Source organism: Kitasatospora sp. NPDC048715, from assembly GCF_043198905.1.
Classification (GTDB): domain Bacteria; phylum Actinomycetota; class Actinomycetes; order Streptomycetales; family Streptomycetaceae; genus Kitasatospora; species Kitasatospora lactacystinica.
Map to the genome: position 1 here is coordinate 573,449 of NZ_JBICVH010000002.1, position 20,200 is coordinate 593,648.

The 20,200-nt window shown below is 74.4% G+C and carries 22 protein-coding genes; 16 read left to right on the forward strand and 6 right to left on the reverse strand.

Features of this window, described 5'->3' with window-relative positions; genetic code table 11:
- Window positions 1-132: 132 nt before the first annotated feature.
- Window positions 133-591, reverse strand: a complete 459-nt coding sequence (locus ACGFSC_RS06210) for a PaaI family thioesterase (RefSeq protein WP_359898407.1) — start codon at window positions 589-591, stop codon at window positions 133-135.
- A gap of 397 nt (window positions 592-988) precedes the next feature.
- On the opposite strand from ACGFSC_RS06210, the gene ACGFSC_RS06215 reads away from it, so the two are divergent.
- The 8 genes from ACGFSC_RS06215 to ACGFSC_RS06250 all read left to right on the forward strand — a co-directional run bounded on the left by ACGFSC_RS06215 (window position 989) and on the right by ACGFSC_RS06250 (window position 8,828).
- Window positions 989-1,708 carry a Phenylacetic acid catabolic protein gene (locus ACGFSC_RS06215; protein WP_359898408.1) on the forward strand — a complete coding sequence of 240 codons (720 nt, stop codon included), beginning with the start codon at window positions 989-991 and terminating at the stop codon, window positions 1,706-1,708.
- A gap of 48 nt (window positions 1,709-1,756) precedes the next feature.
- Window positions 1,757-2,875, forward strand: a complete 1,119-nt coding sequence (locus ACGFSC_RS06220) for a radical SAM protein (protein ID WP_359898409.1) — start codon at window positions 1,757-1,759, stop codon at window positions 2,873-2,875.
- A gap of 99 nt (window positions 2,876-2,974) precedes the next feature.
- Entirely contained in the window at window positions 2,975-3,229 is a 255-nt protein-coding gene (locus ACGFSC_RS06225; RefSeq protein WP_359898410.1) for an acyl carrier protein, read from the forward strand.
- Entirely contained in the window at window positions 3,226-4,467 is a 1,242-nt protein-coding gene (locus ACGFSC_RS06230) for a beta-ketoacyl-[acyl-carrier-protein] synthase family protein (protein ID WP_359898411.1), read from the forward strand. The genes ACGFSC_RS06225 and ACGFSC_RS06230 overlap by 4 nt, the downstream gene beginning before the upstream one ends.
- On the forward strand, window positions 4,467-5,279 hold the full coding sequence (gene fabI, locus ACGFSC_RS06235; protein ID WP_359898412.1) for an enoyl-ACP reductase FabI: 813 nt from the start codon (window positions 4,467-4,469) through the stop codon (window positions 5,277-5,279). The genes ACGFSC_RS06230 and fabI overlap by 1 nt, the downstream gene beginning before the upstream one ends.
- Window positions 5,276-6,241: a beta-ketoacyl-ACP synthase 3 gene (locus ACGFSC_RS06240; RefSeq protein ID WP_359898413.1), complete on the forward strand. Its 966-nt coding sequence runs from the start codon at window positions 5,276-5,278 to the stop codon at window positions 6,239-6,241. The genes fabI and ACGFSC_RS06240 overlap by 4 nt, the downstream gene beginning before the upstream one ends.
- Window positions 6,238-7,191 carry an alpha/beta fold hydrolase gene (locus ACGFSC_RS06245; RefSeq protein ID WP_359898414.1) on the forward strand — a complete coding sequence of 318 codons (954 nt, stop codon included), beginning with the start codon at window positions 6,238-6,240 and terminating at the stop codon, window positions 7,189-7,191. The genes ACGFSC_RS06240 and ACGFSC_RS06245 overlap by 4 nt, the downstream gene beginning before the upstream one ends.
- Before the next feature lie 38 nt (window positions 7,192-7,229).
- Window positions 7,230-8,828, forward strand: coding sequence for a long-chain fatty acid--CoA ligase (locus ACGFSC_RS06250; protein WP_359898415.1), 1,599 nt, complete (start codon window positions 7,230-7,232; stop codon window positions 8,826-8,828).
- Between the two features lie 96 nt (window positions 8,829-8,924).
- Here the strand turns inward: ACGFSC_RS06250 and ACGFSC_RS06255 are convergent, their stop codons facing one another.
- Together ACGFSC_RS06255 and ACGFSC_RS06260 are read right to left on the reverse strand one after the other, a co-directional pair.
- Window positions 8,925-10,013 (reverse strand): branched-chain amino acid aminotransferase, encoded by a 1,089-nt coding sequence (locus ACGFSC_RS06255; RefSeq protein ID WP_359898416.1) that lies wholly within the window; start codon window positions 10,011-10,013, stop codon window positions 8,925-8,927.
- A 172-nt stretch (window positions 10,014-10,185) separates the two neighbouring features.
- Entirely contained in the window at window positions 10,186-10,968 is a 783-nt protein-coding gene (locus ACGFSC_RS06260; protein ID WP_359898417.1) for an NAD(P)-binding domain-containing protein, read from the reverse strand.
- A 232-nt stretch (window positions 10,969-11,200) separates the two neighbouring features.
- On the opposite strand from ACGFSC_RS06260, the gene ACGFSC_RS06265 reads away from it, so the two are divergent.
- The 3 genes from ACGFSC_RS06265 to ACGFSC_RS06275 all read left to right on the forward strand — a co-directional run bounded on the left by ACGFSC_RS06265 (window position 11,201) and on the right by ACGFSC_RS06275 (window position 12,931).
- Window positions 11,201-11,407: a hypothetical protein gene (locus ACGFSC_RS06265; protein ID WP_359898418.1), complete on the forward strand. Its 207-nt coding sequence runs from the start codon at window positions 11,201-11,203 to the stop codon at window positions 11,405-11,407.
- The gene (locus ACGFSC_RS06270) at window positions 11,404-11,754 is read left to right on the forward strand and encodes a DUF6300 family protein (protein WP_359898419.1); all 351 of its coding nucleotides are present in this window, start codon (window positions 11,404-11,406) and stop codon (window positions 11,752-11,754) included. Before ACGFSC_RS06265 ends, ACGFSC_RS06270 begins: the two co-directional genes overlap by 4 nt.
- A 193-nt stretch (window positions 11,755-11,947) precedes the next feature.
- Entirely contained in the window at window positions 11,948-12,931 is a 984-nt protein-coding gene (locus ACGFSC_RS06275) for an alpha/beta hydrolase (protein ID WP_359898420.1), read from the forward strand.
- 87 nt (window positions 12,932-13,018) lie between these two features.
- On the opposite strand, the gene ACGFSC_RS06280 is transcribed toward ACGFSC_RS06275, so the two are convergent.
- Window positions 13,019-13,885 carry an alpha/beta hydrolase gene (locus ACGFSC_RS06280; RefSeq protein ID WP_359898421.1) on the reverse strand — a complete coding sequence of 289 codons (867 nt, stop codon included), beginning with the start codon at window positions 13,883-13,885 and terminating at the stop codon, window positions 13,019-13,021.
- A gap of 52 nt (window positions 13,886-13,937) precedes the next feature.
- On the opposite strand from ACGFSC_RS06280, the gene ACGFSC_RS06285 reads away from it, so the two are divergent.
- A complete protein-coding gene (locus ACGFSC_RS06285; protein ID WP_359898422.1) occupies window positions 13,938-14,441 on the forward strand; it encodes a MarR family transcriptional regulator in 504 nt (167 codons plus the stop codon).
- A 46-nt stretch (window positions 14,442-14,487) separates the two neighbouring features.
- Here ACGFSC_RS06285 and ACGFSC_RS06290 read toward each other — a convergent pair whose 3' ends face one another.
- Together ACGFSC_RS06290 and ACGFSC_RS06295 are read right to left on the reverse strand one after the other, a co-directional pair.
- Window positions 14,488-15,330, reverse strand: a complete 843-nt coding sequence (locus ACGFSC_RS06290) for a universal stress protein (RefSeq protein ID WP_359898423.1) — start codon at window positions 15,328-15,330, stop codon at window positions 14,488-14,490.
- 10 nt (window positions 15,331-15,340) lie between these two features.
- The gene (locus ACGFSC_RS06295) at window positions 15,341-15,733 is read right to left on the reverse strand and encodes a DUF302 domain-containing protein (RefSeq protein WP_359898424.1); all 393 of its coding nucleotides are present in this window, start codon (window positions 15,731-15,733) and stop codon (window positions 15,341-15,343) included.
- Window positions 15,734-16,048: 315 nt separating this feature from the next.
- On the opposite strand from ACGFSC_RS06295, the gene ACGFSC_RS06300 reads away from it, so the two are divergent.
- The 4 genes from ACGFSC_RS06300 to ACGFSC_RS06315 all read left to right on the forward strand — a co-directional run bounded on the left by ACGFSC_RS06300 (window position 16,049) and on the right by ACGFSC_RS06315 (window position 20,098).
- Window positions 16,049-17,005, forward strand: a complete 957-nt coding sequence (locus tag ACGFSC_RS06300; protein ID WP_359898425.1) for an ATP-binding cassette domain-containing protein — start codon at window positions 16,049-16,051, stop codon at window positions 17,003-17,005.
- The gene (locus ACGFSC_RS06305; RefSeq protein ID WP_359898426.1) at window positions 17,002-17,850 is read left to right on the forward strand and encodes an ABC transporter permease; all 849 of its coding nucleotides are present in this window, start codon (window positions 17,002-17,004) and stop codon (window positions 17,848-17,850) included. Before ACGFSC_RS06300 ends, ACGFSC_RS06305 begins: the two co-directional genes overlap by 4 nt.
- 203 nt (window positions 17,851-18,053) lie before the next feature.
- On the forward strand, window positions 18,054-19,424 hold the full coding sequence (locus tag ACGFSC_RS06310; RefSeq protein ID WP_359898445.1) for a sensor histidine kinase: 1,371 nt from the start codon (window positions 18,054-18,056) through the stop codon (window positions 19,422-19,424).
- The gene (locus ACGFSC_RS06315; protein WP_359898427.1) at window positions 19,421-20,098 is read left to right on the forward strand and encodes a response regulator transcription factor; all 678 of its coding nucleotides are present in this window, start codon (window positions 19,421-19,423) and stop codon (window positions 20,096-20,098) included. The genes ACGFSC_RS06310 and ACGFSC_RS06315 overlap by 4 nt, the downstream gene beginning before the upstream one ends.
- The last annotated feature ends 102 nt before the right edge of the window (window positions 20,099-20,200 follow it).

Sequence of the window (20,200 nt, forward strand, 5' to 3'; positions counted from 1 at the left end):
GGAACGGCGGCAGGGCGAAACCGGTGCGAGGAGAGCCGGCGTGGCGGGGCGTCGGAGTGCGGAGGGTCGGAGCGCGGGGAACCGGCGTGCGGAGAAGGAGTGCGCCGAGAAGGGGCGCCGAGGAGGGGGCTGTCAGGCCGTCCCGGGCCGGGCCTGCGGAATCGCGTAGGTCAGCGTGGCGCTGGCCACCAGGACGCCGTCGGCGTCCAGCAGCTCGGCCAGGACCACGCACAGCCGGCGCCCGAACTTGGCCGTCCTGGCGTGCACGCGCAGTGCCCCGGGGTGCGGCCGGTTGAGGAAGCTGATCTGCAGCGAGCTGGTCAGCGCCATCAGGGTGGGCCCGAGCCGGGCGTTGATCAGGAGGAACGCGGCCAGGTCGCACAGCCCGGCCTGCTCCGGGCCCGAGACGGTGCCGCCCGGGCGGGTGCGCAGCCGGTCGCCGTCCACCGCCATGGTCAGGGCGTGGCCGTCCACGTCGGTCACCCGGCAGGCGGCGTAGTCGGGGAACTGGTCGGTGATCAGCTCATTGAGCCGGTCGGGGCCCAGGAGGACGTCGACGGTGGCGACCCCCGTGTTCGAGTCGGTGGTCATGGGGGTCAGCGTAACCGTCGGCCCGGCGGTACGCCCGGAGTGGTCCAGGCCTGCTTCCGGCCAGCTTCGTTTTCCGTGGTCAACCGCCAAGATCCGTTGCGGGAACGATAATTGCGCATGTCGCGCCGGTGTCGCGATGGCCGGAACAGTCCCTCCGACGGTGTCGGGTGGCCGAATCCGTTCGGCACGATTCGTGAGGGACCTTGTTCGGCCCAAAATGCAGCACCTACGCTCCGAGGAAGTTCAGCGGAGCCGCCACGGGGCTCCGCCGGCCGCTGGGGGGCGGCGTCCTTTTCCTTGTGGTCGTCATCGAGAGCCTCGGTGGAAACCGCCCCGGCCGCTCCCACCCGACCATGTCCTGCTTCGGATTCCTGCTTCAGAGACGGGGTGTTGTGCCATGGGGATTTCCATTCTGGACGACGAGGCGGTGGTGGTCCGCACGCCCGACGAGTTCCTCGCGATGCCGGAGGAGTACCGGGAGATCGCGATCCGCGGCATGGTGGTCAACACCGAGGGCGAGCTCTCCGGCGGCGACGACTACGTGCAGGTCTTCCTGCCGCTGGCCCCCGACGCGGAGGAGCGGCAGGTCTGCGCCGAGCGCGCCGCCGAGGAGTACGACCACTACAAGATCGGCAAGCGGGTCCTCGCCGAGATCGGCGTGGACACCGGCTACATGGAGAAGCAGACCCTGGCCGAGCGCAACCTGTTCCGGGCCCAGGAGTTCCACAACTGCACCACCTGGGCCGAGCGCGGGATCTTCTCCTACATCGGGGAGGAGACGGCCATGGTGATGATCTCCGAGTTCGCGCAGAGCAGCTACCGCCCCTGGGCCGACGCGGTGCGCACCATCATCCTCGACGAGAAGGTGCACATCGCCCACGGCGCCCGGGTGTGCCGCAACCTCGCCGCCACCGACGACGGCCGCGAGCAGCTCCAGCAGGCCCTGGACCGGCTGTGGCCGACCTTCGTCCGGATCTTCGGCAGCCCGCGCTCCGAGCGCGCCAGGCTGGCCGTCCGCTTCGGCCTGCGACAGACCACCAACGGCCAGGCCTGCGACCTGTGGCGGGAGAAGGTCACCCCGCGCATCAAGAACCTGGGTCTGCGCCTCCCGGAGTAGCAGTCGCAGCAGCACGCCGATCCCGCGACTCCCGAGGAGCCCACCGCCATGGCAACACCCGTCACCATCGAACAGCGCCCGCTGAGCCGGCGCGAGGCCAAGGCGCGAACCGCCGAACTCCTCGCCGACCGGCCCGACCTGGCCGAACGCCTGCACCGGCTGCGCCGGCTGGGGCGCGAGGTCCGGTCCTGCGAGGTCCACCTCACCAACACCTGCAACATCCGCTGCAAGGGCTGCTGGTACTTCGAGGGCGGCTTCGACACGGCCGTCAAGGAACTCTCCGACCTGGACCGCATCCGGGCCTTCGCCCGCAAGCTGGCCGACGACGGCGTCAACCAGGCCACCCTGATCGGCGGCGAGCCCACCCTCGTCCCGCGCCGGGTCGAGGCCTTCGTCGAACAGCTGCCGTACATCACCATCTCCACCAACGGCCTGCGCCCGATGCCCAAGCAGGGCTTCGAGAAGATCGCCATCGCGGTCAGCATCTTCGGCGGCGGCCCGCTCGACGACGACCTGCGCGCGATCCGGGTCAACGGCTCCAAGTTCACCGGCCTGTTCGACACCGCGCTCAAGCACTACCGCGAGGACCAGCGGGTGCTGTTCATCTACGCGCTCTCCGAGGCCGGGGTCGAGCACATCGAGCCCACCGTGCGGAAGATCGCCGAGAACGGCAACATCGTCACCTTCAACTTCTACAGCGAGCACGGCACCGAGACCCCGCTGAAGATCGCCAACGAGCAGCGGGTGCTGGACGAGGCGCAGCGGGTCAAGGACCTCTACCCGCACGCGGTGGTGAGCCACCCGTACTTCATCCGGACCCTGGTGACCGGCCGGACGCACTGGGGCGGCCGCTTCGGCTACGACGTCTGCCCCAGCCTCAGCGTCGACGCCCCCGAGCACGAGGACCGCGTCGCCAACGGCAACCCGGTCATCCCCGGCTTCAACGTCTGGGGCGCCGACTACGAGTCGCTCCAGTTCTGCTGCACCTCCGGCGACTGCGGCGGCTGCCGGGACAGCCAGGCCGTCTACAGCTGGCTGGTGGTCAGCGCCAACCGCTTCCTGGACGACGCGGCCCGGCTGGAGCAGTGGCTGGACATCGCCGAGAGCTACTGGCGCCAGTGGCACTGGGCCCCGTACCACGCGAGCAAGGCCGGCACCACGGCCTGAGCCCACCGCCCCTGCGCGCCGTCCCCGGCCACCGCCCCCACGGCACCGCCCGTACGTCCACCGCACCGCCACCGCCGCCCCGCGCGGACGAGGAGAGCCATGCCCGACACACTGGACCGCACCGCCATCGAGAACTTCGTCGTCGACGCCCTGGTCGACCTCGGCGTCGAACGCGAGGGCATCGTCGACGACGCGGCCCTGGACGAGCTGGAGATCGACTCGCTCGACATGGTCGAGCTCAGCCAGTCCATCCGCAAGCAACTGGGCATCCCGGTGAAGCCCAAGGACTTCGACCAGCTGTACACCGTCGGCGAGGTGCTCGCCCTGTGCCGCCACAAGGCCGGGCTGGAGTGACGCCCCGGGCCGTCGTCACGGGCCTGGGCGCGGTGACCCCGCTGGGCGTCGGCGCCGACGAGCTGCACCGGCGCGCGGTGGCCGGCGAGAGCGGGCTCGCCGACGGGCTCGGGCTGTGCCGGGACTTCCGGCCCGCCGACCACCTGTCGCGCCAGCAGATCCGCCGCACCGACCGCTTCACCCAGCTCGCGCTCGTGGCCGCCGCCGAGGCCCTGGCCCAGGCGGGATGGACGGACGGCCCGCCGCCCTACCCCGCCGAGCGGGTCGCCTGCGTGGTCGGCTGCGCGCTCGGCGGGACGGCGAGCTTCGAGAGCCAGGCCGAGGTGCTCCGGCAGCAGGGCGGCGACTTCGTCTCCCCGCTCATGGTGCCCGCCATGATGGCCAACGCCGGAGCCGCGCAGATCGCCCAGCGGTACGGCTTCCGGGGCGAGGCGCTCTGCCTGGCCTCGGCCTGCAGCAGCGCGACCCAGGCGATCGGCACCGCCCTGCTGCTGCTCGCCGCCGGCGCCGCCGACGCGGTGGTGGTCGGCGGTGCCGAGGCCTCCACCTCCGACCTGGTGCGGGCCGCCTTCCGGACCGCCGGCGCGCTGTCCGAGAGCGGCCGCTCGGTGCCCTTCGACCGCGACCGGGACGGCCTGCTGATCGGCGAGGGCGCCGGAATCCTGGTGCTGGAGACGGCCGCGGGCGCCGCCGCCCGGGGCGCCACCGTGCTCGGCGAGGTGCTCGGCTACGGCGCCACCTGCGACGCCCACCACCTCACCGCCCCGGACCCGACCGGCGAGCCCGCGGCCCGCGCCGTCACCCTGGCGCTCGACGCGGCCGGGGCCACCCCCGGACAGCTCGGCTACCTCAACGCGCACGGCACCGGCACCGTCCTCAACGACCGCTCGGAGTGCGAGGCGCTGCGGCTGGCCCTCGGACCGGCCCTGGAAGGGATTCCGCTGTCCTCCACCAAGTCCTGCACCGGCCACCTCTTCGGCGCGGCCGGCGCGGTCGAGGCCATCGCCACCCTGCAGGCGCTGCGCCACGCCACCGCCCCGCCCACCGTCGGGCTGCGCGAGCCCGACGAGAAGCTCGGCCCGCTGAACCTGATCCACCGCGCCACCGCGCTCGCCGCCCCCACCCTGCCCGGCGGCCGCCGGGCGGGGCTCTCCACCTCCTTCGGGTTCGGCGGACACAACGCGGCCCTGGTGCTGGCGGCAGCCGACGCGATCGGTACGACGAAAGGCCAGGAGTGATGCTCGGCTTCCACGGACGCCGCTATCTGATCACCGGGGTGCTCAACCAGGACTCCATCGCCTGGCACACCGCCAGGGCGCTCCAGGAGGCGGGCGCGGAGGTCCTGCTCACCGGCTTCGGCCGGGCCCGGCGGATCACCGAGAAGGCGGCGGACGTCCTGCCCCGCCCCACCGAGGTGCTGGAACTGGACGTCACCCGGCCCGAGGACTTCACCCGGCTGGTCAAGGAACTGGAGCAGCGCTGGGGCGGGGTCGACGGCGTGCTGCACGCCGTCGCCGCCGCGCGGCAGACGGCGCTGAGCGGCAACTTCCTCACCACCCCGCCCGAGGCCGCCGGACAGGCGCTGCACACCGCCGCCGTCTCCCTGCACTCGCTGGCCACCGCGCTCGCCCCGCTGCTCACCGCCGGCGGACGGCGCGGCAGCGTCGTCGGGCTGGACTTCGACGCCAGCGGCGCCTGGGCCGGCTACGACTGGATGGGCGTGAGCAAGGCGGCCCTCGGCGCGGTCTGCCGCTACCTGGCGATGTACCTCGGGCCGTCCGGCATCCGGGTCAACCTGGTGGCGGCCGGCCCGGTGGAGACCGTCGCCGGGCAGGCGATCAGCACCTTCGACCGGATCGCCGACCGCTGGCAGGCCGAGGCCCCGCTCGGCTGGGACCGCAGCGACCCGGCCGTGGTGGTCGGACCGGTGCTGTTCCTGCTCTCCGACCTCGCGGCCACCGTCAGCGGGGAGATCCTGCACGCGGACGGCGGGATGCACGCCGTCCGGATGGGCACCGGCCCGGCCTTCGCGGAAGGGGGCGCGGCATGACGGCCGCCATCGTGGGCGTGGGCGCGGCACTGCCCGAACGCGTCGTCCCCAACGCCTACTTCGAGCGGATCGGCGCCTCCCCGGAGTGGATCGTCAAACGGACCGGCATCGAGGAGCGCCGCTTCCTCGCGCCGGACGGCCGGCTCGCCGACCTCGTGGTGGCCGCCGCCGAGCAGGCGCTGCGCAGCGCCGGGCGCACCGCCGCGAGCATCCGGCACGTCGTGGTCGCCACCATCACCCCCGACCGGGTCACCCCCGGGGTGGCGGTGGAGGTCGCCGCCCGGCTCGGGATGCCGCAGGCCACCGCCTTCGACCTGCACGCGGCCTGCGCCGGGTTCGTCTACGGCCTGGACCACGCCGCCGCGCTGATCGAGACCGGCCGGGCCGGGGCGGTGCTGGTCTGCGGCGCCGACGCGCTGACCCGGATCACCGACCACGAGGACCGCGGCACCGCGGTGCTGCTGGCCGACGGCGCCGGGGCCGCCGTGGTCGCCGACGTGCCCGGCGCGCCCGAACCGTGCTTCTCGCTCGGCAGCGACGGCGAGCAGATCCCGCTGCTGTACGCCGACCGGGACGACCGCAAGCTGCGGATGGACGGCCGGGAGGTGTTCGACCACGCGGTGGAGAAGATGTCCGCCGCCACCCGGGACGTGCTCGCCCGGCGCAGCCTGACCTGCGAGGACCTCGACCTGTTCGTCGCCCACCAGGCCAACGCCCGGATCGTGCGCGCGGTCGGGAAGGAGGTGGGGCTGCCCCCGGAGCGGCTCTACCTGAACGTCCACCGGGTCGCCAACACCTCGGCGGCCTCGATCCCGCTGGGCCTGACCCACGCCCGCGAGGAGGGCCTGCTGGACGGCCCGAAGCTGCTCGGCCTCGCCGCCTTCGGCGCGGGCATCACCTGGGGCGCCGGGGTGATCGGCTGGCGGCCGGGCGCCGGCGCCGACCGGGAGGCGCGGCCGTGAAGACCCCCCGGTTCCCCGTGATCGCCGAGATCGCCGCGCCCGACGGGGCCCGGCTCACCGTCCGGGCACTGGCCCGGCCCGAACCGGCCGCCCCGGTGGTGATCGTCCTGCCGGCGATGGGAACGGCCGCCCGGCACTACACCCCGCTGGTCCGCGCCCTGCACGCGGCCGGCCTGAGCGTGGCCACCTGCGACCTGCGCGGCCACGGCGAGAGCCGGCCGGTGCCGCGGCACGGGGTCGCCTTCGGCTTCCGCGAGCTGGTCGAGCACGACTTCGGGGCGGTGCTCGACGCGGTCGCCGGGGCGTTCCCGGGCGCGCCGCGCCTCCTGCTCGGGCACAGCCTGGGCGGGCAGCTGGGCCTGGTGCACTGCGGCGTCTTCCGGCCCCGGCTCGCCGGCGCGGTGCTGGTGGCCAGCGGATCGGCCTGGTACCGGACCTTCGGCCCGCGGGCGGGCCTGCGACGGCTGGCACTGAGCCAGTTCTCGATCGTCGCCTCGGCGGTGGTCGGGTACTGGCCGGGCGAGCGGTTCGGGTTCGGCGGCCGCGAGTCGGCCCGGCTGATGCGGGACTGGGCGCGGCAGATGCGCACCGGCCGCTACCGGGTGCGCGGCGCGGTCACCGACTACGAACGGGCGCTGGCCCGGGTCGACCTGCCGGTGCTGGCCGTGGACGTGCAGGGCGACGAGCTCGCGCCGCCGCGGGCCGTCGACCACCTGTGCGCCAAGCTGCCCTCGGCCCGGGTGGAGCGCTGGAGCTACACCGCCGAACAGGCGGACGGCCGCCCGCTGGACCACTTCCGCTGGATCCGGCACAACCGCGGGCTGGTGGAGCGGATCGCGCCGTGGATGCTCGCCGCCGCCGCCGGCGTCGCTTCGGGCGCCGGCGAGGGCGTCGGTGAGCGCACCGGCGAGAGCGCCGCGCCGCGCGGCGGCGTCCGACCGACCGTATGACGATGAGACCGAGCCCCGCCGCCCCGAGGAGCGCCCGCATGCCCGCCGTCCCCGACCCGTCCGACAGAAACGCCGACGCGCCGCACGGCGGCCCCGGCCGGCCGCCCGGCCTCCCCGGCGACCCGCACGGCATTCCCGACCTGCTCACCGCGACCGCCGCGCGCTGCCCGGAGCACCCCGTCCTGCGGCTCGACGAGGAGGTGCTGAGCTTCGCCGACCTGGACGCGGCCAGCTCCCGGGCCGCGCACTGGCTGGCCGGGCTCGGCGTCGCGCCCGGCGACCGGGTCGCCGTGCTGCTGCCCAACGTGCCGCAGTTCGCGGTGCTGTACTACGGCATCCTGCGCGCCGGGGCGGTGGTCGTCCCGATGAACCCGCTGCTCAAGGCCCGGGAGATCGAGCACTGCCTCGCCGACGCCGGGGCGGCCGTGCTGCTCGCCTGGCACGCGGGGACCGAGCAGGCGGTCGAGGGCGCGCGGCGCACCGGCACCCGGCTGGTCCCGGTCGAGCCCTCCGCGCTCGCCGCGACGCTCGCGGAACAGCCGGACGGCCCGCCGCGGACCGCGGGACGCGGGGGAGAGGACACCGCGGTCATCCTCTACACCTCCGGCACCACCGGGGCGCCCAAGGGCGCCGAACTGACCCACCGCAACATCGTGGCCAACGTCCGGGCCGGCGTCCAGGTGCTGGGGATGGTCGAGCGGGACGTGATCTTCGGCGGGCTGCCGCTGTTCCACTCCTTCGGCCAGGTGATCGGCCTCAACTGCGCGGTGGCCGTCGGGGCCTGCATGACCCTGGTGCGGCGCTTCGACCCGCAGGCCGCGCTCGCGGTGATCCAGCGCGACCGGGTGAGCGTCTTCCTCGGCGTCCCGACCATGTACACCCTGATGCTGACCCACCCGCAGCGCGCCGGGTACGACGTCTCCTCGCTGCGGGTGTGCCTGGGCGGCGGCGCGTCGATGCCGCCGGAGGTGCTGCGCGGCTTCGAGACCGGCTTCGACTGCGTGGTGCTGGAGGGCTACGGGCTGTCCGAGTCCTCGCCGCTGGCCTGCGCCAACCGGAGCGACCGGGAGCGGATCGCGGGCACCATCGGCATCCCGATCGAGGGCGTGCGGATGCGCATCGTCGACGAGTCGGGCGCCGAGGTGCCGGACGGCACGGTCGGCGAGGTGGTGATCCGGGGCCACAACGTGATGAAGGGCTACTGGCGCCGCCCCGACACCACCGCGCAGACCGTCCGGGACGGCTGGCTGCACACCGGTGACCTCGGCACGCGCGACGAGCGGGGCGACTTCCGGATCGTCGACCGCCGCAAGGACGTCGTGATCCGCGGCGGCTTCAACGTCTACCCGCGGGAGGTGGAGGACGTGCTGTACGAGCACCCGGCGGTCGCCGAGGCCACGGTGATCGGCGTCCCCCACCCCACGCTCGGCCAGGAGGTGGCCGCCGCCGTGGTCCTGCGCGCGGGCGCCTCGGCGACCCCGGAGGAGATCCGCGGCTTCGTCCGGGAGCGGGTGGCGCCGTACAAGTACCCGCGGCTGGTCTGGACGGTCGACGTGCTGCCCAAGGGGCCGACCGGAAAGATCCTCAAGCGCGAGGTCGTCGTGCCCGAGGAGGAGTCGGGCCGGCTCAAGAGCTGAGCGGGACCGGGAGTTGGGCGGGCGCTGGAGCCGAACAGGCCCCGGCGCCGGTCGGCCCCGGCGGGTCGGGCGGCCCGGTCGGGCCGCCCGGGGCGGTCAGACCACCCGCCGCATCCAGCCGTGGACGTCCTCGGCGCGTCCGTACTGGATGTCCAGCATGTGCTCGCGGATCGCGACGGTCTGCTTGCCGGGCGAGCCGGTGCCGACGGTGAACTCGTAGCCCTCGCCCTTGAATCCGACGATCGGGGTGACCACCGCGGCCGTCCCGGCGGCGAACACCTCGGTGATCGTGCCGTCGGCGGCACCGGCCCGCAGCTCGGAGAGGGTGATCGGGCGCTCCACCGGGGTCAGCCCGAACTCGCCCGCCAGCGCCAGGATCGAGTCCCGGGTGACCCCGTCGAGGATGTTGCCCAGCGCGGGGGTGACCAGCTCGCCGGCCGAGGTGACCAGGCACAGGTTCATCGTGCCGGACTCCTCCAGGTCGCCCTCGCCGCCCGTGTCGTCCAGGAACAGCACCTGGTCGCAGCCGTGCTTGCGGGACTCCAACTGCGCGGCCAGGCTGGAGGCGTAGTTGCCGCCGCACTTGGCGGCGCCGGTGCCGCCCCGCCCGGCGCGGGTGTAGTTGCTGCTGACCCAGAGCGTGATACCGGTGACGCCGCCGGCGAAGTAGGGGCCGGCCGGGCTGGCGATGACCGAGTAGGCGATCTGCTCGGCGGGCCGGACGCCGAGGAAGGCCTCCGAGGCGAACATGAACGGCCGCAGGTAGAGGCTCTTCTCGTCGGCGGAGTCCGGCACCCACGCCTCGTCCGCGCGGACCAGTTCCCCGATGCTGTCGAGGAAGTCCTCCTCCGACAGCACCGGCAGGGCGAGCCGCTCGGCGGAGCGGGCGAAGCGGCGGGCGTTGAACTCCGGGCGGAACAGCCAGACGCTGCCGTCGGCGTGGCGGTACGCCTTGAGCCCCTCGAAGATCTCCTGGGCGTAGTGCAGCACGGCGGCGCTCGGGTGCAGCGAGTACGGCACCAGCGCGGTGACCTTGCGGTCGTGCCAGCCCTCGGCGGGCGTCCAGGTGGCCGTGGCCATGTGGTCGGAGAAGAATTTGCCGAACCCCGGTGCGGCGAGGATGGTGCGTCGCTCCTCCTCGGGGACGGGATCGGTCGTCCGGAACAGAGGGAATGCGCGACTCATCGTCAACTCCTCGACACCATTGTGGAATCTGTGCGAACCGACGCCAATCACCGGCGCCATACCCGTCATGCTAACGGTCGTCAGCCGGACGTGATACGCCGCGACCCGGCCGAGCCCCGATCCGCCGGCTCCCGCGGGGGCCGACGGATCGCGGGATTCCGGGGTTCCCGGCCTACCGGTGGCCGGTGCGCAGGTCGCCGACCAGGCCGTCGAGGGCGGTGCGCAGGGCCCCGGAGTTGGCCTGGTCGAACCAGCTGGTGCGGATGCGCTCGTTGCTCCCGCCCGGGGTCTCGTGCTCGGCCGCGAGGCGCTCCAGCGAGCGGGTCCCGTCGCCGAGCGAGCGGCCGACGTCCTGGTAGATGCCCCGGACGAAGCGGTCGGCGTCCCCGGCGGGAATGCCCTGGTCGACGGCCCAGGAGACGAGCGTGGTGAGGAACGCGTAGTGGGTGGTCTGGGTCGAGGTCAGTGCGGACAGGACGCTGAGCGCGACCTCGTCCGCGACCGGGAGCGCCCCGCCCAACCGCTCGAACAAGGCGTCCGCGTCGGGGTGCGAGGGGTGTACCACGGTGAGGCAGCGGCGCTCGCGCACGGTGGGCAGCGGGATGGCGTGGGTCACCGCCGCGTCGGTGGCCAGCACCCGGCGCAGCTCCCCGGTGCCGACGCCGGGCACCACATTGACCACGACCCGGTCGTCGGGCACGTGCAGGCCGGTCAGCGCCTCGCGCCAGTCCTGGCGGCGCAGGGCGATGATCACCAGCTCGGAGCCGTCCACCACCTCCTGGTTGTCGGCGCACACCCGTACGTCCTGGTACCGCTCGGCCAGCTCGGCCGCGGTCCGGGCGCCCCGCGGCGAGAGCAGGACCTCCGGCCCCGGGTCGTCCCCGTGGCGCAGGCCCGTCACGATGGCCCGGCCGATCTCGCCCACTCCGATGATGCCGACGCGCTTCACGGTCACTGCCTCCGGTGTGCGTGGTGGTCGCACGGGCAGCTCGTCCTGCCCGTCGCGATCTTCTCCGCAGTAGTGTGACCGCCGCGCCGCCCTGCGACACGCCGCCGCCGGTCCGGGCGCGGACCGGCCCGGTGCGCTCCGCCGGAACTCCCGCGCGCGGCCGGCTCTTCGACGACCGGCGGCACACCGCACCGTCCGCCGTGTCATCGACACGCGCGGTGACGGGTAGACCGTACGGGTGAACACCTTCGGCAGGACCAAGGCCATGAACGCCGTCGAGGACTCCTCCCGCAGCCCGGGCCGTGCCCGCGCGCGGGGCGGGCGCACCGTCAAGGTGCTGCCGCCCGACCGGATCGGCGGGTCCCTCCCACCCGGGGGCGGCGGCCGCGACTCCCCGAGGACCGCCTCCGGTGTCGCTGCCGAGGCCGGGGTGGGTCCGGCATGACGCCTCCCAACGAACCCTGTCCCCTCGTCATGGTCCGCACCGCCGTCCTCCCGCCCTGTCGACGCTGCGGAATCCCGGCCCTCCTGACCGCCCGTTACCCGCACTCCTGGCCGAATCAGGCCGGGAAGCAGGTGACCGGCTTCAAGGAGACCGCTCTCTGTCCGGCCTGCGACGAGGGCGACCCGGCGGCGACCGGCCTCCTCACCCTCCTCGGCGCCCCGGTCCCCGGTCGTCTCGCCGAGCTCTGGGCACTCGTCCACCAGTGGGTGAGCGCCATCCGCCACCGCACGCCCGACCTGGCGGACCTGGAGGACGAGGCGGCCCGGTTCAGGTCCGGAGAGCTCTGAACGCGCTGGGCCGAACGGTGGTCCGCCCGCGTCGATCGACATGGAGCGGACCTCCGTCGAAACCGGATGCCCTCGCACCGAAACTCGAACAGCGGTGCGGATTCACCCGTGTGCGCAGCGTGGTGTGCTGCCCGGACAAGCGTGTGAGCAGGGTGGTTCCAACCCCCTCTCACCTCGCTGAAAGGCAGGAACCATGGGCATATCGCTGTCCCGCCGTTCGATCTCCTCCGCCGCCGTGGTGGCGCTCGCGACCTGTGCGGTCGCCGCCACCGCGCCGCCCGCGTCGGCCGCCCAGGACGGCGGCAGGCCGGGCGGCGGCGGGAGGCCGACGGTGGTCCTGGTGCACGGCGCGTTCGCGGACGCCTCCGGGTGGAACGACGTCGCCACGCGCCTCATGGACGACGGATTCACCGTCCTCGCCCCGCCCAACGAGCTGCGCGGTCTGACCGAGGACGCCGCCTACGTGGCCAGTCTGCTCAAGAGCATCAGCGGCCCGATCGTGCTGGCCGGCCACTCCTACGGCGGAGCCGTCATCACCCAGGCCGCCGCCGGGAACCCGAACGTCAGGGCTCTGGTCTACGTGTCGGCGTTCGCGCCCGACGTGGGAGAGTCCGCGGCCGAACTGTCGACGAAGTTCGCGGGCAGTGACCTCGCCACCGCGCTCAACCCCGTCCCCTTCACCGGCACCGGCGGCGGCGGAGTCGACCTCTACATCCAGAGCGAGAAGTTCCGCGCCGTCTTCGCCGCCGACCTGCCGGAGTCCCGCACCCGGCTGATGGCCGCCGAGCAGCGCCCCGTCTCCCAGGTCGGGTTCGCCGAGAAGGCCACCGCCGCCGCCTGGCGCGACATCCCGTCGTGGTTCGTCGTCTCCCGGCAGGACCGGGCCATCGCCCCCGACCTGGAGCGCTTCGAGTCCAGGCGCGCCAAGTCGCGCACCGTCGAGATCGACTCCTCGCACGTGTCGATGATGTCCCACCCCGAGGACATCGTCCGCCAGATCCGCGAGGCCGCGGGCGCCGCCGCTGGCGCTGCCGGTGGCGCTGCCGCGGCCCCGGCCGAGCTCGCGGCGACCGGCTCCCACGGGCGGGCCGTCGCCGCGGTCGGCGCGGTCGGCGCCGCCGCGCTGCTGTCCGGCTCGGTGCTCACCCGCATCACCCGCCGGCGCGGCATCCGCTGAGCGGCCGGCCCGGCCGGGCCGGCCAGGGGCCTCGTCCCCTGCCGGCCGCGCCCGGCCGGGCCGTCCCGCGTGCGTCGGCGGCGGGTCTCAGACCGTCGGCCGTGCGGCGGTGAAGTCGCGCAGGACGGCCCAGACGGCGGCGGGCTGCTCCTCCTGGGCGAAGTGCCCGGCGTCGGCGACCACCGCGGTGGCGAGTTCGCGGACGCCCGCGGCGCGGAAGCCCCGGGCGTAGGCCTCGATGTCGCCGCCCTCGCGGTCGCCGCGGACGTACAGCAGCGGTGTGCCGGCCGGGACGGCGGCGGCCTCGGCGTTGTCCCGGGCGTCCTGGGGGAAGGCGCGGTACAGATCGAATCCCGCGGTGAGCGCGGCGGGGCTCGCGTAGGCGGCGGCGTGCGCCGCGCGGGATTCGGGGGTGATCCGGGCGGGGTCGGCCGACAGCACGTCGTAGAAGTGGTCGAAGTAGGCCGCCTGCCGGCCCTGGACGAGGGTCTCCGGCAGGTCGGGCACCGCGTGCAGGCCGAAGTGCCAGATGTACGGGTTGCGCAGCACCTCGTTCCACGGGTCGACGCCGGGGATCACGGTGTTCATCACGACGACGCGCTCGACGCCGGTGAACCTCCGCAGGTAGGCGTAGGCCGCCATCCCGCCGGCGTCGTGGCCCACCAGGGTGGTGCCGGTGAGACCGAGTTCCCGGACCAGTGCGTGGACCGTCCCGGCCAGCCGGCGCTTCGACCCGCCCTCGACCGCCCCGGTGGAGCCGCCGATCCCGGGCAGGTCCACGGCGATGGTCCGGGCCTCGCCGCCGGCCGCCTCCATCACCCCCAGCCAGGTCCGCCAGGACTCCGGCCAGCCGTGCAGGAACAGGAAGGGACGGGCGTCGGCGGGGCCGGACTCCACCACGTGGAGCGAGCGGTCGCCGACGGCCACGGTCGAGTGGCGCAGCTCAATAGACATGATTCATGTCTATCAAACGACATGAGGCATGTCCATTGACTAGGCTGGCCCCATGAGCGGCGACAACGACCGGCCGGACGCACCGGACGCACCGGACGCACCGGACGCACCGGAGCGACCGGCCTTCGAGCGCGGCACCGGCTTCCTGCTGGCGCGGCTGGGATCCCTCACGGCCCGCTCCTGGACGGCCTTCCTCGGCGAGCACCGGCTGACCCAGGGCCAGTACGCCGTGCTGGTCGCCCTCGACCGGCACGGTCCGGTGGTCCAGCGGCGGCTGGCCGAACTCGTCGCCGTGGATGCCCGCAACCTCGTCCCGGTCCTCGACCAGCTGGCTGACCGGCAGCTCGTCGAACGCCGTCCGCACGACACCGACCGGCGCCGCCGCGTCGTCACCCCGACGGACCGGGGGAGCGCCCTGGTCGGGACGATCGCGGCCGCGGCCGCCGCCGAGCAGGAGCGGTTCCTCGGCGCCCTGACCGCGGCCGAACGCCGGCAGCTCAACGGGCTGCTCCAGCGGCTCTACGCCGCGCACGTGCCGGCCGACGGTCCGGCGTAGGGCCGGCCGCCGCTCCGCCGCGGCCCCCTCGCCGCCCCCTCGCCACTCAGGTGTGCCGGACGAGGGCGACCGGGCACACCGCGTGGTGGATCGCGGCGTGCGCCACCGGGCCGAGGTGGGCGCCGAACAGGGTGCGGCGGGTGCGGCGGCCGACCACGAGCAGCCGGGCCCCCTCCGCCGCGTCCACCAGGTCGACGGAGCGGCTGCCCTGGATCAGGTCGGCGGTCACCGAGACCTCGGGGTGGCGCTCCCGCCAGGGGGCCAGCTGCTCGGCGAACCGGTCCCGGTCGACGGAGGAGAGCTCGCCCAGTCCGCCGACGGCCTGGAGCGCCGTGTACTGGCTGGAGACCGGCGGCGACCAGACGTGCACCACCCGCAGCGGGGCCCGGCGCCGGGCGGCCGCGTCGAAGGCGAAGGCCAGCACGTCGTCCATCGGGCGGGTCAGGTCGAGGCCCACCAGCACCGGGCCGTCCGACTCGACCGCCTCCGCCCGGACCAGCACCACCGGACAGCTCGCCCGGCGCAGCACCTCATGGCTCACCGAGCCGACCAGGAAGCCGCGCACCGCGCCCAGCCCGCGCGAGCCCAGGACGAGCAGGCCGGCCGAGTTCCCGGCCGCCTCCAGCGCCTCGGCCGGATCGGTCGGGACGATCGCCGAGGTGACCGGCCCGACGCCGGCCAGCGGGCGCAACTCATCGGCCCGGAGGGCGAGTTGGTCCAGCGCGTGCCGGTAGGTCTCCTCGCTGCCGACCACGTCGTGGTGCGGCCACGGCCAGGCCTGCAGGAGATCGAGCGGGCAGCCGCGCCGCTGCGCCTCGCGGGCGGCCCACTCGGTGGCGGCGCGGCTCTCGGGGGAGCCGTCGAATCCGGCGACGACGGGTGCGGTCATCGTCTGCTCCTCATCCGCGCAGCGCGTCCAGGGCGGCGTTCAGCCGCCGCGCCGCCTCCTCGGCGACCTCGCCCAGCCCGCCGGCCGGGCCGGCCAGGGTGACCATGGTCTGCGGGTCGACGGCCTCCACCACCGTGGCCCCGCCGTCCGCCCGGACCACCACGTTGCAGGGCAGCAGCAGCCCGATCCGGCGGTCGGCCTGGAGGGCGCGGTGGGCGAGGGCGGGGTTGCAGGCGCCGAGGATCAGGTAGTCCTCGATCTCCGCGCCGATCTTCTCGCGCAGCGTCGCCCGGACGTCGATGGTGGTCAGGACGCCGAAGCCCTGCTCCTTGAGCGCGGCGGTGACCGTCTCCACCGCCTGCGCGAACGGCCGGTCGAGCCGTACGCCGAGACCGTAGTCCATGGTTCCTCCAGAAGAATCCGGGCGGCCCCAGTATCGGCGGACGCCGCGCCCGCCGCCTCCCGGAGCGAGCGGCCGCGCGGTGTTCGCGGCGGTGGCGACGTACGGCGAGGACCACCGGACGCTGTTGGCGGAGGTTCGGGCGGTGCTGGCGGAGCACCGCTGACCGGCTGCTGCGGTGGGGTGCCGGGGTGGTACCGCGGTACTACGGGCGCGCCGATGATCGGACTCCGGTACCACGGATCGGAGCCGACTCCGCACGTAGCGTGGTGCACGAGGGCGGCCGGACGGACCGGCCCCGGAGCACAGAGGTGAGCGATGATCGAGGCGCACCGGCTGACGAAGCGGTACGGGGAGAAGACGGCCGTGGACCAGCTGGACTTCACGGTCCGGCCGGGGACGGTGACGGGCTTCCTCGGGCCGAACGGCGCGGGCAAGTCCACCACGATGCGGATGATCGTCGGGCTGGACGCCCCGACCAGCGGTTCGGTGAGGGTCAACGGCCGCCGCTACGCCGAGCACGCGGCGCCGCTCCAGGAGGTCGGCGCGCTGCTGGAGGCCAAGTCGATCCACCCGGGCCGCTCGGCCTTCCACCACCTGATGGCCCAGGCCCACACCCACGGCATCCCGCGCCGACGGGTCGAGGAGGTCATCGAGCTGACCGGGCTGTCGTCGGTGGCCCGCAAGCGCGCCGGGGCGTTCTCGCTCGGCATGGGCCAGCGGCTCGGGATCGCCTCGGCCCTGCTGGGCGACCCGGCCACGGTGATGCTGGACGAACCGGTCAACGGCCTCGACCCCGAGGGCGTGCTGTGGATCCGCAACCTGCTCACCTCGCTCGCCGCCGAGGGCCGCACCGTCTTCGTCTCCTCGCACCTGATGAGCGAGATGGCCCTGGTCGCCGACCACCTGATCATCGTCGGCCGGGGCCGGCTGCTGGCCGACACGACCGTGCAGGACCTGGTCCGCCAGGCCGGCGGCGACGTGGTCAAGGTGGTCAGCGCCGACCCGGCCCTGCTGCGCACCGCGCTGGCCGGCCCCGGTGTGGAGGTCACCGGCCGGGCGGGCTCGGAGGAACTGCTGGTCAGCGGACGCACGGCCCGCGAGATCGGCCTGGCCGCCGCCGAGCGGGGCATCGCCCTGTTCGAACTCACCCCGCGGACGGTCTCCCTGGAAGAGGCGTTCATGGACCTGACCCGCGACGCCGTCGAGTACCACGGCACGACCACCACCGCCGCCGGCGCAGCCGCCGGCGAGACCCCGAGGAGTGCGGCATGACCACCATCGCACCGAGCCCGATGCCCGCCTCCGGCGACCTGCGGCCCACACGCCCCGCGTACCGGGTGACGGCGGTGCGGGTGCTGCGTTCCGAGTGGGCGAAGCTGTGGTCGCTGCGCTCCACCTGGATCACCCTCGGGCTGGCCCTGCTCTTCCTGGTCGGCTTCGGCCTGATCGCCGCCTACCAGTTCAAGTCACGGATGACCTCCGGCCGTCCGATGGACCGGGACTTCGCGAGCGCGAGCACACTGAGCCTCTCCCTGTTCGGCACCAACTTCGCCCAGCTGGCCCTCGGCGTCCTCGGTGTGCTGGTCGCCGCCGGGGAGTACTCGACCGGCATGATCCGCTCGACCCTGGCCGCCGTGCCGCGCCGACTGCCGGTGCTCTGGTCCAAGGCCGCCGTGTACGGGCTGATCGCGCTGGTGCTCGGCACCGTCGGGGTGTTCGCGGTCTTCGTCGCCGACAGCGGCGTCCTCTCCGGCACCCGGGTGGCGATGACCCTCTCCGACGCCGGGGTGGTCCGCGGCCTGCTGGGCGCCGGGCTCTACCTCGCGCTGGTCGGTGTGATCGGCGTCGCGCTCGGCGCGCTGCTGCGCTCGGTGGCCGGCGGCATCGCGGTGCTGGTGGCCACGCTGATGCTGGTCCCCGGGCTGACCTCGCTGCTGCCCAGCGCCTGGCAGAGCCACCTCAGCCCCTACCTGCCCAGCCACGCGGGCGAGGCGATGTTCGCCCTGCACCACGACTCGACCACGCTCTCGCCGACGGTGGGGCTGGCCGTCTTCCTCGGCTGGATGGTCCTCGCCCTCGGCGCGGCGGCCGTGCGGCTGGTGCGCACCGACGCCTGAGAGACTCGGAGCGGAGACGATCCATCGCGGCGCCGGGACCAACCGGCGCCGCACCCACGACCTCGACAGCCCGGCCGACCAGGGAGGTGCCACCGGTGAGCGAGCACGCCACCACCACGAGCCCGTTCGCGGCCGGAGGTGTCCGGGCCGACGACCCCCGAGCCTCCGACCCCCGGGCCACCGACGCGGCGGCCGCCGACGTCCTGTCCGGCCACCCGCTGTTCGCCCGCCTGGCCCGAATCGGCCAGCGGCTTCGACAGGGGGACCGCGACCGCCCCTGGGCGCTGGACGCCGCGGTGGTGGCCCTCGCCTTCCTGCTGTTCTGCCTGCCCGACCTCTTTCCCGGTCACGTCGAGGCCGGCGGGCGCGAGCACCGGATCGTGCTCGCCCGGCTGCCGCTGCCGCAGACCATGGCCCTGCAGGCCGGCCTGGTGCTGCCGCTGCTGTGGCGCCGCCGACGGCCCACGGCGGCCTTCGCCACGATCATGGCCGTCTTCGTCCTGCAGTGGTCGCTGGACGTCGGTCTGCGCGCCGACGCCGCCCTGCTGGTCGCCCTCTACAGCCTGGCGCTGCACGGCCGGCTGCGGCACCTGGCGTGGTCCTGTGCGGCCATGGCGGTGGCCGTCGCGCTGGTCGCGGTGGCCGTCTCCGGTGCTGGGCTGCCGGTCGGCGACGCCCTGTTCTTCCTGTTCAGCGCCGCGACGGCGGCCGTGGCCCTGGGCATCGCGGTGCGCGTGCGGCGCGCCCAGCTCGCCGGGCTGCGGGAGCGGGCCGCCCGGCTGGAGATCGAGCGCGACCAGCGCAGCCGGCTGGCCACCGCGACCGAACGTGCCCGGGTGGCCCGGGAGATGCACGACATCGTCGGCCACAACCTGTCCGTCATCGTCACGCTGGCCGACGGCGGCGCGTACGCGGCGCAGGCCAACCCCGAACGCGGCAGGGAGGCCCTGCTGCTGATCGGGGACACCAGCCGGCAGGCGCTCGGCGAACTGCGGCGGATGCTCGGCGTGCTGCGCGACCAGGGGGACCAGGCCGCCGAGTACACGCCGAAGCCCGGCATCGCCGACCTCGACGGGCTGTGCGCCCGGATCCGCGCCGCCGGCCCTCAGGTGGTGTACACGGCCGCCGGCGCCCTGGACCGACCGGACCGCGGGGTCCAGCTGATGGCCTACCGCATCGTCCAGGAGGCGCTCACCAACGCCCTCAAGCACGCGGGGCCCGAGACCCGCGCCCATGTGACGCTGACCGTCGACGCCGAGCGGCTGCGGATCCGCGTCGAGGACACCGGCCGGCCCGGCGGCCCCCGCTGGCACGGTCGCACGGACGGGTACGGCCACGGCCTGGCCGGGATGCGCGAACGCGCGGCCCTGTACGGCGGCACCGTCACGGCTGGTCCCGTCCCCGGTGCAGGATGGACCGTGGAGGCCGTTCTGGACCTCACCCCCGGGCCGGACCCCACCTCCGGCGCGGACCCGACCGGCGCGGGCCCCACCGCGGACCCCGGCCCCGGAGCGGGCCCGGGCCCCGGAGCCGGCCCGGACCTCACCCCCGACCCGACAGGCGGCCCGACGTGACCACCGTCCTCATCGTGGACGACCAGCCCTTGCAGCGTTACGGCTTCCGGATGCTGCTGGAGAGCCAGCCCGACACCGAGGTGGTCGGCGAGGCGGCCCACGGCGGCGAGGCCGTCCGGCTGGCCGCCGACCTGCGCCCCGACGTCGTCCTGATGGACATCCGGATGCCCGGCATGGACGGGATCGAGGCCACCCGCCGCATCGTCGCGACCGGCGGGCGCTCCCGCATCCTGGTGCTGACCACCTTCGACCTCGACGAGTACGCGCACGCCGCGCTGCGCGCCGGTGCCAGCGGCTTCCTGCTCAAGGACGCCCGTCCGGAGGAACTGCTGGCCGGCATCCGCGCCGTCTCCGGGGGCGACGCCGTGGTCGCCCCCGCGATCACCCGGCGGCTGCTCGACGCCTACGCCCACCGCCTGCCGGTCCGCCCGCCCGGCGCCGAGCCCGTCGCGGATCCGCGGCTGGACGCCCTGACCGATCGCGAGCGCGAGATCCTGGTCGCCATCGCCCACGGCTGGTCCAACAACGAGATCGCCCAGCGCCTGGTGCTGGCCGAGTCGACCGTCAAGACGCACGTCAGCCGGGTGCTGTCGAAGATCGGTGCCCGGGACCGCGTCCAGGCCGTGATCTTCGCCTACGACCGCGGTCTGACCCGCCCCAACCCGCCCGTCTGACCGGCCCGGGGCGGGGCCCCGCGCCCGGGGCCCGGCCCCGCGCCTGCGGGGCCGCCACGGGGCCTGCGGGGCCGCTGCCTCATGCGCCCGGGACAACAGGTG